This window comes from Paenibacillus sp. 32O-W, from assembly GCF_007679495.1.
GTDB classification, from domain to species: Bacteria; Bacillota; Bacilli; order Paenibacillales; family NBRC-103111; genus Paenibacillus_L; species Paenibacillus_L residui.
The window spans coordinates 1-13,598 of the sequence record NZ_VEGP01000042.1 but is presented as its reverse complement, the minus strand read 5'-3'; the positions used below and the strand labels follow the sequence as shown (position 1 = coordinate 13,598).

The 13,598-nt window shown below is 50.3% G+C and carries 14 protein-coding genes; all 14 read left to right on the top strand.

Annotated elements, in window-relative coordinates; all coding sequences use genetic code 11:
• The first annotated feature begins 162 nt into the window (after positions 1 to 162).
• The 14 genes from FS806_RS16475 (at position 163) to FS806_RS25805 (ending at position 12,407) form a co-directional block, all read left to right on the top strand.
• A complete protein-coding gene (locus FS806_RS16475; RefSeq protein ID WP_144938782.1) occupies positions 163 to 1,440 on the top strand; it encodes an SPOR domain-containing protein in 1,278 nt (425 codons plus the stop codon).
• A gap of 449 nt (positions 1,441 to 1,889) precedes the next feature.
• Complete coding sequence (locus tag FS806_RS16470) at positions 1,890 to 2,132, top strand: DUF4321 domain-containing protein (protein WP_144938779.1); 243 nt, start codon at positions 1,890 to 1,892, stop codon at positions 2,130 to 2,132.
• 139 nt (positions 2,133 to 2,271) lie between these two features.
• Complete coding sequence (locus tag FS806_RS16465) at positions 2,272 to 2,874, top strand: Maf family protein (protein WP_144938776.1); 603 nt, start codon at positions 2,272 to 2,274, stop codon at positions 2,872 to 2,874.
• A 138-nt stretch (positions 2,875 to 3,012) separates the two neighbouring features.
• Positions 3,013 to 3,702, top strand: a complete 690-nt coding sequence (radC, locus tag FS806_RS16460) for a RadC family protein (protein WP_144938773.1) — start codon at positions 3,013 to 3,015, stop codon at positions 3,700 to 3,702.
• 47 nt (positions 3,703 to 3,749) lie between these two features.
• The gene (locus tag FS806_RS16455) at positions 3,750 to 4,784 is read left to right on the top strand and encodes a rod shape-determining protein (RefSeq protein ID WP_144938770.1); all 1,035 of its coding nucleotides are present in this window, start codon (positions 3,750 to 3,752) and stop codon (positions 4,782 to 4,784) included.
• Positions 4,785 to 4,825: 41 nt separating this feature from the next.
• Entirely contained in the window at positions 4,826 to 5,671 is an 846-nt protein-coding gene (gene mreC / locus FS806_RS16450; protein ID WP_144938867.1) for a rod shape-determining protein MreC, read from the top strand.
• A 4-nt stretch (positions 5,672 to 5,675) separates the two neighbouring features.
• On the top strand, positions 5,676 to 6,203 hold the full coding sequence (gene mreD / locus FS806_RS16445; RefSeq protein ID WP_144938767.1) for a rod shape-determining protein MreD: 528 nt from the start codon (positions 5,676 to 5,678) through the stop codon (positions 6,201 to 6,203).
• 68 nt (positions 6,204 to 6,271) lie between these two features.
• On the top strand, positions 6,272 to 6,931 hold the full coding sequence (locus FS806_RS16440; RefSeq protein WP_144938764.1) for a septum site-determining protein MinC: 660 nt from the start codon (positions 6,272 to 6,274) through the stop codon (positions 6,929 to 6,931).
• A gap of 27 nt (positions 6,932 to 6,958) precedes the next feature.
• Complete coding sequence (gene minD / locus FS806_RS16435) at positions 6,959 to 7,753, top strand: septum site-determining protein MinD (RefSeq protein ID WP_144938761.1); 795 nt, start codon at positions 6,959 to 6,961, stop codon at positions 7,751 to 7,753.
• Between the two features lie 6 nt (positions 7,754 to 7,759).
• On the top strand, positions 7,760 to 8,911 hold the full coding sequence (locus FS806_RS16430; RefSeq protein WP_144938758.1) for an FtsW/RodA/SpoVE family cell cycle protein: 1,152 nt from the start codon (positions 7,760 to 7,762) through the stop codon (positions 8,909 to 8,911).
• A 283-nt stretch (positions 8,912 to 9,194) separates the two neighbouring features.
• Positions 9,195 to 10,055 (top strand): M23 family metallopeptidase, encoded by an 861-nt coding sequence (locus FS806_RS16425; RefSeq protein WP_144938756.1) that lies wholly within the window; start codon positions 9,195 to 9,197, stop codon positions 10,053 to 10,055.
• Positions 10,048 to 10,923 (top strand): M50 family metallopeptidase, encoded by an 876-nt coding sequence (locus FS806_RS16420; protein ID WP_225312617.1) that lies wholly within the window; start codon positions 10,048 to 10,050, stop codon positions 10,921 to 10,923. The genes FS806_RS16425 and FS806_RS16420 overlap by 8 nt, the downstream gene beginning before the upstream one ends.
• Positions 10,924 to 10,958: 35 nt before the next feature.
• Complete coding sequence (locus FS806_RS16415; protein WP_260982131.1) at positions 10,959 to 12,194, top strand: Rne/Rng family ribonuclease; 1,236 nt, start codon at positions 10,959 to 10,961, stop codon at positions 12,192 to 12,194.
• Between the two features lie 66 nt (positions 12,195 to 12,260).
• Entirely contained in the window at positions 12,261 to 12,407 is a 147-nt protein-coding gene (locus FS806_RS25805) for a hypothetical protein (RefSeq protein ID WP_186328396.1), read from the top strand.
• Positions 12,408 to 13,598 lie beyond the last annotated feature (1,191 nt).

Here is a 13,598-nt window from a genome sequence, read left to right as displayed (position 1 = left end):
ACCGAGTTTGCGCGGGATGCCGCACCGACCTATATTCTCTGCCCCTTTTCTCTTGAGAAGAAAAGGGGTTTTGCTATATTTCTGCGAAAATATTTTCTCTCTCATATTTTACTTGGACGGGTCATAGGCTAGTATTACCAAGAAGAACAAGGGGAGAAATCAATGAATAAAGCGCGGATCACATACCGTTTGGACAACGAATCGAATCGGCGCGGGGAGCGCCAGCGGCAGAGCGAGCCGCCTGCGGTCATCCCTCTTCACCAAGAGGAGTATCAAGTGGTGGAAGAAAGCCCGTCCCGTCTCAACCAATATACAAGCGATTTTGGCACCTGGAAAAGCCCTTTTGACGAGGAGACGGAAAGAATAGAACGGATGATCAGGGAAACGAACGAAAGAAATCATCCGGAAGTAAACCGTGCTCCCGATTATAACGTCCCTCATACTCCCATTATAGAAGAGGAACAGACGGACCATCCGCAGGAAAGATGGAACGGAGCGTACATACCGCCCTACGAGGAGCAGCCCGTGGTGACTACGACAAGATATGTCCGTTATTCCAAGCCGCCATGGGTGAAAATTATAAGCTCTGTGGCCGCCGCTGTGGCTACCGGAGTGCTGCTCGGATTTTTCGTGTTATCGATGTTTGACAAGCCGGTGGTTCCAACAGAGCCCGGAACGAAAGGTCAGGCTGAGCAAGGGCCACCAGCCGCTGCGGCCGCCAATGGGCCTGAAGCCGCCGATCCGGCAGGTGCCGCCGGGCAAGCGGAGAACGGATCGCTCGAAGCGGCCGTTCAGACGACAGCCGGCGGAGCGGATGTCAATATCGCAGCCAAAACCTATTCCGTATTGCAAAACGGAATATTCAGCAGCGCGGAAGGGGCGCAGACAGCCCAGGAGGATTTGCGCAGCAAGGGGCTTGCCGGGGTGATGGAGCAAACCGACAAGCATTATGTATATGCCGGTATCGCAGCCGACCGGAATGACGCGCTTAATTTGGGCAAGGAACTGCAGGGACGGCAAATCGAAATCTATGTTAAAAATTACTCCCTGCCGGCTTTGACTAAAGTGAATTGGCCGGGCAGCATTGAAGGGCTGGAAAACTACTTGGCATTGTCCGATCAAATGGTACAGATCATCAGCGGGATGACGGCAGTCCATCTGGAAGAAGAAAGTCCCACTCCTATGGACAGCAATAGTCTGCAATCCCTCAAGGAGAGGCATGAGGGTTGGAGCGGCGCCGCTTCTACCGTGGCCAAAGAAGCATCCGAAGAGGTCAAGCCGATCCTGCAGAAGCTGGATCAGGCAATGAACACCGCGCTTCAATCGATTGACCAATATACGAAAAATCCTTCCACCTCTATGCTCTGGGAGGCTCAGACCAGCTTGATGAATTTCGTTCTAACGGAGAAGCAGCTGCTGGAGACTATTGCGGTGAAATAACATGTTCTGCTGCACCGGTCGGATATTCCGCACGGGCGCAGCGGAATTTTTTTTATAATTTGGTACCTCGTAACTCCTGTATAAACCTTTATCGAAGCAAGGCAAGAAGAGCGACCGCGTCTAGAGGAAGCTTTAGACCCCGCCCCTGTAAGGTTACGGACGGAATTAGCTTTGAAGGTTCCACTCCCTGCAAAGTATCCATAATAAGCTTCAAAGGCATGTGTCTCAATGTGAAATTATTTTTGGTCCATTTTATGGGAAATCGCAGACCGATCTGTTATCGAAACGGGAGGAAAGGGGTAAAAAACGCCCTAAACCGCTCGTTTCTCCCTTATTTCGACAATCATTCCGGGAAAAGACGAATCTTTTCGACATTCATTGTATTGACATTCGTTAACCCGTATAATATGAAATATGGTTTGTAAGTTTATCGCAAGGGATGCTGGTTGATGAAGAAAAACATGTTCACTTTGATATTGTTTTTGCTGGTCGGCCTTATAGCCGCGGCTATCGTAACGCAGCTGCTGGCACCGGTACAAGCTCTGTCATTTTTGACGAAATCAGCCGATATCGTTTGGCAGCCCAAAGCGGATTTACAAATTATCAAATATGATTTGTATATTCAGATCAAACTAAATTTGATAAGCATATTAGGGATTATTCTGGCCGTCTGGATCTATCGGAAGCTCTAATGCTCAGAGGACGGCGGGGTGCTTTCGGGCTCTCGTCCCGTCCCCCATACCGGATCTACCGAGACAGCGCCGAGGACCGGCTTCTTTTCTTCGGTACGGGTGATCGGGCCGCCGGACCATTCCCCAGGGAGGATTAGCAGTGGAACCAACAGCAGCGAGCCGTCTTATTCTTGCTTCCACTTCGCCGCGCAGACAGGAATTGATCCGTGCTCTCGGTCTTCCATATGAGATAGTGGCCAGTGAAGCAGACGAAACGGTTGCAGATCATTTAACCCCGGCGGAGATCGTCGAAACCTTGTCAGAGAGAAAAGCCAGGGCCGTATACGAACGGGTGCCGTCCTACCCGGGCAGGCAAATTATTGTCGGGTCGGATACGATCGTTGTTTACAACGGAGAACCGCTCGGCAAGCCGGCCGATCGGGAGGATGCCCGGCGGATGCTCAGCATGCTCCAGGGCAATACGCATCACGTATTTACCGGAATCACATGCATTGAGGCAGGGTCAGGCCGGTCGCTTACGGCCCATCGGATGACGAGAGTCACCATGAAGCCGCTCAGCGAACGGCAAATTGACCGCTATATCGAGACAGGGGAACCTATGGATAAAGCCGGAGCCTATGCCATACAGGGCTTGGGGGCGACGATGGTCGAGGCGATCGAGGGGGATTATTTTAACGTAGTCGGACTGTCGTTAAATCTGCTGGCTGATATGCTTTATTCCTTTAATATCGAAGTTCTGTAGGCAATGTATCCATTGCCGCAAGCGCCGTGTTCAAAGGAAAGAAGTGAAGGTTTGGACTGGAGAAGCTTTGCTACCAGCGTTCGAAAAAGACGTTAATCATCGGAATGCTCAAAATATCCTGACAAGGAAGTGGAGAGAATGGAATCTCAAACGATGACTTTGCGCGAGATTCCCCATGAGGACAGACCTAGAGAACGAATGCAGCAGTATGGGGCTCAGGCACTCAGCAATGCGGAGTTGCTGGCTATATTGTTACGAACGGGAACCTACCGTGAGTCGGCGGTGCAGCTTGCCCAGCGCATTTTGCAGGAGGCGGGCTCTTTACGCGGGCTGGTCGGAATGAGTATCGACGAAATGATGGAGACGAAAGGAATCGGCTTGGCCAAGGCTCTGCAGCTTAAGGCAGGGATAGAGCTTGGGCGGAGACTGGCGGCTTCGTCCCTTCAAGAAACCGTTACGATTCGTTCCCCGCAGGATGTCTACTCCTTGCTCTCCGAGGATCTAAGATATTTGCAGAAGGAGCATTTTGTCTGTTTGTTTCTAAATACCAAGAATCATGTGCTGGCGCAGGAGACGCTGTCGATCGGCACTCTTAACGCTTCCCTCGTTCATCCGAGAGAAGTTTTCCTGGCGGCTATTCGCAGAAGCAGCGCGTCCATAATTTGTGTACATAATCATCCCAGCGGTGATCCGACTCCGAGTCCCGAAGACATTCAGATGACCCGGAGGCTGGCGGAGGCCGGACAGATTATTGGAATTGACGTACTGGATCATGTGATCATTGGAGACCGGGGCTATATCAGTTTGAAGGAAAAAGGGTATATGTAATATAATGATTAAATGCAGTTGAATTGCAGGAAGGGAGCCTCAAATATATGTTTGGTGGATTTTCTAAAGACCTGGGGATTGACCTGGGAACGGCCAACACCCTTGTCTATGTCAAAGGAAAAGGAATTGTCGTCAGGGAGCCGTCTGTCGTTGCCCTGCGTACCGATACAAAAACTATAGAAGCAGTGGGAGAGGCCGCCAAGAAAATGATCGGCCGGACTCCGGGAAATATTCGTGCGGTTCGTCCAATGAAGGACGGAGTTATCGCTGATTTTGAGACAACGGCAACGATGATCAAATATTTTATCCGTCAAGCAATGAAGCAGCGTTCACTGTTTCAGCGCCATCCCAGCGTTATGGTTTGCGTGCCGTCGGGAATCACTGCCGTAGAGAAACGGGCGGTGGAGGATGCAACGAAGCAGGCCGGCGCCCGTGAAGCGTTTACGATCGAGGAGCCTTTCGCGGCCGCTATCGGAGCCGATTTGCCGGTTTGGGAGCCGACGGGAAGCATGGTCGTGGATATCGGTGGAGGAACGACGGAGGTCGCCGTCATTTCGCTCGGAGGCATCGTTACCAGCCGTTCGATCCGTATTGCCGGAGATGATCTGGATGAGGCGATTACCCAATATATTAAGAAAATGTACAATTTAATGATCGGGGAACGGACTGCCGAAACGATGAAAATCGAAATCGGGTCAGCCATTGCGATGGAAAAAAGCGAGACGATTGAAATCAGGGGACGCGACCTGGTGAGCGGATTGCCCAAAACGATGACCGTCACTTCGGAGGAGATTGCCGAAGCGTTGTCGGATCCGGTTAACAGTATCGTGGATGCGGTTAAGGTTACGTTGGAGAAGTGTCCTCCGGAGCTGGCGGCCGATATTATGGACCGCGGCATTGTGCTGACCGGAGGAGGCGGGTTGCTTCGTAATTTGGACAAGCTACTGTCCAGAGAGACCGGGATGCCGGTTATGGTCGCTGAGAATCCTCTCGATTGTGTCGCTATTGGAACAGGCAGGGCGCTTGACAATATCCATTTATTCAAAGCCAAATCTACAGCCGGGGGTCGGGTTAGACGCTAAAATAACGATAGATTAGAAGGTGGATCGGTTTGTTCAAATTTATGGGAAACAAAAAAATTGTTGTCCTTTTGGTTTCCTTGATCATCTTCGTTATTTTGATGGGCTTAACGATGTTGAGACCTGGAATGACCTGGCCTGAGAAATTTGTTAAAGATACAGTATCCTGGACCCAAGGGCTATTCAACAGACCCGCTCAAGCGATAGCGGGTTTCTTTCAGGATATCCGCGAGTTGAAAAACTTGTATAAAGAAAACAAGGTGCTCAAAGAGACGCTTTCTCATTACGCCCGAGATACGATGAGATTGAACAAGCTGGAGTCGGATAACAAAAATTTGAAGGAACTGCTGGAGTTTACCGAAAGGCAGAAGGGCTTGGACAACTATAAGTATCATGTGGCTCAAGTCTACGCAATGAGCGCTGATCCTTATACCAGCGTCGTCAACATCGATTTAGGAGAAAGAGACGGGATTCGCAAGGACATGGCTGTAATTTCGGTCCATGGTCTGGTGGGGCGTATTGATAAAGTGTCCGAGTTTACTTCCAGCGTGCAGCTGTTGACAGAGCTCGATGCAACGAATAATCAATCGAAGGCTATTGCCGCTACGGTCAAAGGCAAAGAGAAATCATTCGGAATTATTCAAAGCTATGATCACGAATCACAATTGCTTATCATGACCAATATTGACACTAACGACGATCTTGCCGAAGGCGATACGATCATTACGTCCGGAATGGGGCTTGTCTTTCCGAAAGGAATTGAGATAGGCACCGTCGTATCTAAAGAGGACGGGGATTTCGGGATCAACTATGTAGCCAAAATCAAACCGGCAGCCACTTTCCGCCATCTCAGCGAGCTTATGGTCGTGGAAGTTCAGGACCCGAGGTGAAGCGATGGGACGCCATAAACTGACATTGCTGCTGCTGCTGTTATTCGTTCTGGAGGGAACGGTGATGAAATGGATCATTCCCCCCTCCTGGCAACTGCAGGTGGTCGTATCTCCTCATTTGGTTCTGGTAGCGGTTATGTTTATCGGAATCTACCTCAATAAAAGCTGGGGCCTCGCTTATGGGCTTGGCTTCGGCCTGCTGCACGATATTGTCTATTACGGCCCAATGTTGGGAGTCTACTGTATGGCCATGGGCGCTGTAGGCTATTTAAGCGGGATTATTCCGTTTCGTTCGCAAGCGAATATAATGACGAGTCTCTTCATCGTCGTGACCGGAAGCTTGCTGTTTGAATGGATCATCTACGGAATCTATCGGGTAGCTCAAATCCGGTTAATCGATCCCCAGTGGGCATTTATGCATATTATGCTGCCTACTGTTTTTATTAACCTGTTGTTTGCGCTCGTTATTTACGTGCCGATGAGAAGGTGGCTCGACAACATTCGGAAGCTTCAGAAGCGGGAGAAGGAATAATTTCACGGCCGGGGAAGGAAAAGCAGCCTAGCGAATGGAATTGTTAGGGCAGGAGGTAGGGAAGGAACATGACTGCAACCAAACATCATGTTACGATAAAAGGAGTTAAGGACGGACTGGTGTTCGTTCTGGACGACACCTGCCGCTTAACGGATTTGCTGGAAGAGTTGCAGCATAAACTCGAGAAGACGCATCATAAGATCTTGTCCGGTCCTCTCATACGAGTCTATGTTAATTTAGGGAAAAGGGTTATCAATGAAGCGGAGCAAGAACAGATTAGGGAATTGATCGGACAGCACGGGAATCTGATCATTCAATCGTTCGAAACCTCCGCTTCTCCGGCCCTTCCTCCCGAAATCCTTCCAAGCGGCATAAAGGTAATAACGGGAATCGTCCGCTCCGGACAGACGGTAACCCATGAAGGAAATGTAATGCTGCTCGGTGATGTCAATCCGGGGGGAAGCATTCTTTCGACGGGTGACATTTTTGTGATGGGTTCCCTGCGGGGGATGGCCCACGCGGGAACGCAAGGCGATGAGAAAGCCATTATCGCCGCATCTTATATGAGGCCTACTCAGCTTAGAATTGCCGGCATCTTCAGCAGGCCTCCGGATGAATGGGGCATTGACGAAGCATTGATGGAATTTGCCTATATTCAAAATGCGAGGATGGAAATAGACAAGATCTATCACATCCAGCGTATACGCCCGGATCTGGGCAAGGGTTAAATTTATTTGGGAAACGGAGTGAGCATATTGGGAGAGGCAATTGTCGTCACTTCCGGTAAAGGCGGTGTGGGCAAAACGACGACGTCCGCCAATGTCGGTACCGCCTTGGCCCTCCAAGGCAAGAAAGTGTGCATGGTTGATACGGACATTGGCTTGCGCAACCTGGACGTCGTCATGGGCTTGGAGAACCGCATCATCTATGATCTGGTGGATGTCGCGGCAGGGCGCTGCCGGCTGAAACAGGCATTGATCAAGGACAAGCGCTTTGAGGAACTGTACCTTCTGCCGGCCGCTCAAACCAGCGACAAGCATTCGGTCACGCCGGAGAATGTCCGCGATATCGTTCTGGAGCTGAAGAAGGATTTTGACTTCGTCATTATTGATTGCCCTGCGGGAATCGAACAGGGCTTCAAAAATGCGGTAGCCGGGGCCGATAAGGCGATTGTCGTGACTACGCCGGAGAATGCGGCCGTCCGGGATGCCGACCGGATTATCGGGCTGCTGGAGAAGGAGAATGTGGAGTCTCCGAAGCTGATCATCAATCGGATCAAAGGAAGCATGGTCAAAAAGGGCGAGATGCTCGACATTGATGAAATCTGCTCGATTCTGGCCATCGATCTGCTGGGGATCGTTCCCGATGATGAGCAGGTCATCAAAGCGGCGAACTCCGGCGAGCCGACGGTCATGAATCCGGATTCCCGGGCAGCACTGGCATATCGGAATATTGCCAGACGGATTCTAGGGGATACGGTTCCGCTTATTTCACTGGAAGAAAAGCCGGGTATCATCAAAAAAATGAAGCAATTTTTCGGGATGGGATGATTAGTTGTGCTCGCTAAATTAAAGAGGATCGATTGGTACATAGTTCTCATCCTGGGTGTCTTCATGATTGTCAGCTCGCTCCTCATTTATAGCGCAACGGTAGATGTGCCCAAGTATGCTAATTTTAATTTCCATATCAAGAACTTTATCTACTACGCTTTAGGATTTTTCCTTTTCCTTGTTATCTCGCTTCTGGATTACCGGATACTGCTAAAGCTTTCTTGGTACGCCTATGGGTTAGGAATTATACTGCTTCTTGGCTTGTACAAATTCGGGGTCGTACGGGAAGGTGCCATCGGCTGGTATCAACTGGGAGGCTTTGACTTTCAGCCCGCTGAATTTATGAAGCTGGCTCTCATTATGGTGATCGCCTCCTTCATGAGTATGAGAGAAGGCGAACCGCTACGTTTGGGGAAGGATGTCATCCCGATCGGCCTGATCGTTTTCGTACCGTTCATTCTCGTTTTCGAGCAGCCGGATCTCGGCAATGCGGTTATATATATCGCCATTCTGCTCGGTATGCTCTGGATCGGCAACGTACAATTCAAGCACGTTGCGATCGGCGCGATCATTGTAGCCGTAATCGTCGGCAGCTTTTACTATTTGTACCAGCATTACCACGATTCCATCGAGGCCTACCTGCAGGCTAACAATAAAGGGCACTGGGTCAAAAGGATCGATACGTTCCTTAACCCGGAGCAAGCCGATAAGGACGCCCGCTTTCATCTGGAAAGGGCACAGATTGCCATCGGTTCCGGCTCCTTGCTCGGGGACGGTTATCTGAAAGGAGATTCCATTCATAATAATTTTGTTCCCGTTGCCTATTCCGATGCCATTTTCGTAGTGGTGGCGGAGGAGTTCGGCTTTGTCGGGTCTGCGGTGCTGCTTATGCTGCTGTTCAGCTTCCTCTACCGAATGATTCTGATAGCACTAAAGTCGAATGACCGCCGAGGGTCATTTATCGTCATCGGGATAGTCTCGATGTATGTATTCCAGATTTTCCAGAACATCGGAATGTGGTTTGGCTTGCTGCCCGTTACGGGAATTACTCTCCCTTTTATCAGCTACGGGGGAACCTCGCTCTTGATCAATATGGTGTCCATAGCCATCGTCATGAGCGTACAAATTCATCAGGAACCGGAGGAAGATTTGGCCTGACCCAAGCTCTCGCTTTCGCCATTCCCTGCAGGGGATGCGGAAGACAGGGCTTATTTTTTTACCCCTTATCTTCTTGCGGATAAGCCCTATACATAAATACTCCTTGATCCTCATAGGATGAAGTAAACAAGCTGTGTGAATTCAACAGGTTCCCGTTAACGATCTTAAGCGGCACCAGCCGAAATTTAGATCTGAATAGGCTCCAACTGCAGTTGGTTGCAGCGCCTGAATGACTTGTCTAATGGGACTTGTTGAACTGCCTCGTAATCGGGAGGGGTAAACGGTGGAAGTGAAAGCCAATGTACGCCAGCGCAGGCAAGAGCGAATCAAATCGCTTCAGAATGATCATCGGGCAGAACCAATGCCCAGGATTTCTCCCCCTGAAGCCGAACCTCCAACGGCCGCGGATGAACGGTGGTCCGATCCGGAATTTGTGTGGAAAATGAAGCAAAAGCAATGGCTGAGTTCCTCCGGTCACCGATCAAGCGATGATTCGGATCAGGGCGGATCGGGAGGGAACCGCTTAGTCCCGAGCACCAGGGCTATCTGGTTGAAGCTGCTCGCCAGTATCCTTGGCTTCATGCTCGTATGGGGCATGTTCCGGCTTGAGCATCCATGGGCTTATCAGGGCAGACAATGGGTTGGGGCTGCTTTGACACAGGACATGCCCTTCACCGCCCTGGCCGGCTGGTATGAGCGCACCTTCGGCGGAGCCCCCTCTTTCCTGCCTGCTTTTCGCGGGAAGAAGGAGCAGGAAGCGCATAAGGCGGATTCTCCGCAGCTCAAGCATTTCACGGTTCCTGTTCAGGGAAAGCTAATGTCTTCCTTCTCGGCGGATCAGCCGTGGGTTGTCATTCAGACTTCGGGGGAAGCTCCGGTCTATGCGATGGATACGGGGAGAGTAGAATTTGCGGGATATTTGGAGGATACCGGATATACGGTAGTAGTCCGCCATGCTAATGGATTGCAGTCCACATACGGATATTTAAAGGCGAACTTGTGGGAAGAGAATGATTGGATCGAGGCCGGGGAGCTGCTTGGAAAAACGAGATCGGGAACCGGACGCTGGGCGGAGCAGTTATATTTCGCGGTGAAGAGGGACGAGGAATCGATTGATCCTACGGAAGTGGTAGCCTTTGATTAAGTGGCTGGGAACGCGCTACCGCTTTCATCCTCTATTTGTCCTGATGATGCTTCTGTCCCTTTTTACAGGATATTTTGTGGAATTGATCACCTTGTTCGGCATTGTGCTCATTCATGAGCTTGGACATGTTTTTACGGCGAAAAGCTTCGGATGGAACGTCACTGAGGTTCAACTGCTCCCGTTCGGCGGAGTAGCGGTTGTTGAAGAAAGCGGCAACGTTCCCGCCAGAGAAGATCTGATAGTGGCGCTAGCCGGCCCCCTGCAAAATTTGTGGATGGCGGCCTTTGCACTGTTGGTGCTTGCGACCGGATGGGCTGACCCCGAGTGGTGGATATATTTTATACAGGCGAATTTATGGATAGGCGCCTTTAATCTGCTGCCGATTCTTCCTTTGGACGGGGGCAAAATTTTACAGGCCGTGCTAAGCTACTTCCTGCCTTATCACCGCACTTTATTGCTCACGACGTGGATCAGCTTAATCATGAGTTTCGGCCTCGTTGCGGCTTCGGTCTTTCCTTGGAACGGAGGAGGGGTCCATTTGAATTTGCTGGTCATCGGCTTATTCCTTCTCTATTCCAATTGGTACGGTTACCGGCACCTTCCTTTTCAATTCGTAAGATTTCTGATGAGCCGCCATGATCGGTTTGCCACTAGCTGGATAAGGGGGACCATAGCACAACCCATTATCGTCTCGGGGGGGCATCGGGTAACGGAAATCATGCGTCTGTTGATGAGGGAACAGTATCATTTGATCTATATTATGGGGGATCAAGGGTCGATCAGGCATGTCGTTCCGGAACAAAGGCTGATCGATGTTTATTTTAGCGGGAAAAAAAGGAACGATGCGGTATCCGACTTATTCGTGTAAAATGGAGCTTAGCGGTTAAGGGCAGAGGTGATTTTTTGAAACAAGTTTTAGTTCAGAATAAGCAAGGATTATGCAAAATCGTTGTCATGGAAAACGGAAAAATGACGGAATATTATACGGAACGTCCATCCGAGATTGAGAAGGCGGGCAATGTTTATAAAGGAAAAGTTGTCAACGTTGTTCCCGGCCTTCAGGCGGCATTCGTCGATATCGGCTTGGACAAGAACGCTTATTTATACATTGATGATCTGCTGCCAGCCCACTTGGAGAAGCAGCCTGAGCACAAACCGTCGATTCGCGATTTGGTGAAGGAAGGGCAGGAGGTCATCGTGCAAGTGAAGAAGGAGCCTGTCGGTTCCAAGGGGGCGCGGGTAACGACTCACTGCACCATTCCGGGGCGCTGGCTCGTCTTCCTTCCGGAAGCGGATTACGTAGCTACCTCGAGAAAAATTAACTGTCCGGAGGAAAAGACCCGCCTCCGGCAATTGGCGGAAGCCCTTCGTGAGCCGGGCGACGGCATCATTGTGCGGACATTGGCGGAGGGGCAATCATCGGAAGTTCTTGAGCAAGATTTCCAATGGCTGAAGGATGTGTGGTCCTCGATCTTGAGGAAAGCGGAATGCAGCACAGCTCCCGCATTGCTGTACCGGGACCTGTCTCTGCTTCCCAGACTGGTCAGGGATTTATTTAACGAGAGAGTGGACGAGTGGGTGGTGGACGAGCCTCAGGTCGGTGCGGAAATTAAGGCGATGCTCGACGATATGGCGCCGGAGCTGACGGAGAGAGTCCGGATATATTCGGATCGGACCCCGCTTTTTGAAGCATACGGGATTTCAGCGGAGCTGGAAGCAATGTCCCGGCGTCAAATCTGGCTCCATTGCGGAGGATACATCGTTGTCGATCGGACGGAAGCCTTAACGGTCATCGACGTGAACACGGGCAAGTATACCGGACAGGACAACCTGGAACGGACGGCTTATGTCGTAAATAGAGAAGCTGCGAGTTTGATCGCCCGCTTAATCCGTTTTCGGGATCTTGGAGGCATCATTCTGATTGACTTTATAGATATGGAGGAGGAAGAGCACCGAAGAGGCGTGCAGGAAGTGCTGGAAGAAGAGGTTCTCGGCGATCGGGCCCGGACGAATCTGGTTGGCTGGACGAGGCTGGGGCTGTTCGAATTGACCCGTCAGAGGAGCCGGCCGGCGATTGATGATAATAGCCGGTGCCCGGTATGTGGAGGCAGTGGGAGGTTGCTGTCCAGGGAGGGCTAGATATACTCTTTGTCCTTCGGGATAGCAAAAGCTATTGCAAAGTAAGGACGGGCAGGGGACGTTCAAATGACGGTTGAAAGCCGATTGCGAAGCCGTTACAAGTCGATTGCAGCGCCGTTACAAGCCGATCGCAGCGCCGTTGCAGAGCCGATAGCAAGCAAGCTGTTGCAAAGCCGATGGCAAACGCAGTTGCTAAGTAAAGACGAGCAATAGTACATTAAATTCCTCCCTTTTTCCAAAAAGAGAGCGAAAGACGCTCAAATGTGCAGGTCTTTTGGACGAAATGGGGCCATTTCGCAAAAAATCGCTCCAAAGACCTGCATTATCGCTTTAGAATCAGGCATGTGGCGACTTTTACCCAAAAAGACCTGCACTATTGCTTTAGAATAAGGCGTTGCACGCGTTTCTCTCCAAAAGACCTGCAGTTTCTCCACGGCCCGTCTTTACGATCTCTGGCGGTATAGGGAGGGCTGGCGGGCGTCTATCGTTGGCCAAGAGCAAGAGGAGGGTGTCCCGTCGCGAGGCGGAATGCGGGTAGGGGCGTCTGTGTTATTTGCTGCCAGACTCCTGAAGGCCACACCTAGCAATCCATAGGGAAGCCGACTTTTAGCCGCCCCGTATGCCCTTCTGTCTCTCTTCGCAATGATAAGTTTTACATTTTGTTCAAGAGTTGTTAACTTCCGAATCCTCTGAGCTCCTTGACGATTTTCCGTGTTCTCCAGCCGCTTATCGTGACATTCAAAGCAGTACAATTCCCCGTTTTCGGCTACCGTGCCGTTTAGAAAACCGTCCATGCAATAAATCTTTACCCCGCACCGGACGCAAGCCCCTACATACTCTTTCATCCTGCATACCCCTTTCAGACGATAATATAAAGAAATACGTTCTATAATCCACATTATATTTATAACTCAGCTACTTTCGCACTTAAATAAACTTGTGATGACGGCGAAGATAAGAAAAAGATACTGCTATGTTTAACAGGTCGAACCTGACCAAAATTCTATCAAGATCGAAGAGAGTCTCTTATGCTTCAGATAACGAAACGAACGAAACTTCACAGCTACCTCATAGGCGGAAGATAAATTGCTAAGATTATGCAGTTATTATGAGTCGATTCAGAATATTATGGGGAAAAGCCTGAGAAAATGCACGAATTTACCTATAAGATCAACCCGAACTCCCTTTAAACGAGAAAAAAGATGCAGATTCGCAGGCTTTGCAGCGGACACGGAATCAATCGTCCAAAAGGATGCACTTTTGGAGCGACCAAGCCTAGGTCGAGTGAGGTAGCAGGTGTGAACCCTGCTTGGAAAGACGCCAACCTCGTCGCCAATAACGAGTCTTGGAGCGGGCATGGTAACATGTACGTTTAAGCGTAGACAGATAGGATGTAGGCCTGAA

Coding starts and splice junctions, on each gene's coding strand:
- FS806_RS25805 (WP_186328396.1), top strand. CDS start 12,261: ATGACGGTTGAAAGCCGATTGCGAAGCCGTTACAAGTCGATTGCAGCG.
- mreC (WP_144938867.1), top strand. CDS start 4,826: ATGGGAAACAAAAAAATTGTTGTCCTTTTGGTTTCCTTGATCATCTTC.
- FS806_RS16475 (WP_144938782.1), top strand. CDS start 163: ATGAATAAAGCGCGGATCACATACCGTTTGGACAACGAATCGAATCGG.
- FS806_RS16440 (WP_144938764.1), top strand. CDS start 6,272: ATGACTGCAACCAAACATCATGTTACGATAAAAGGAGTTAAGGACGGA.
- FS806_RS16470 (WP_144938779.1), top strand. CDS start 1,890: ATGAAGAAAAACATGTTCACTTTGATATTGTTTTTGCTGGTCGGCCTT.
- FS806_RS16455 (WP_144938770.1), top strand. CDS start 3,750: ATGTTTGGTGGATTTTCTAAAGACCTGGGGATTGACCTGGGAACGGCC.
- mreD (WP_144938767.1), top strand. CDS start 5,676: ATGGGACGCCATAAACTGACATTGCTGCTGCTGCTGTTATTCGTTCTG.
- radC (WP_144938773.1), top strand. CDS start 3,013: ATGGAATCTCAAACGATGACTTTGCGCGAGATTCCCCATGAGGACAGA.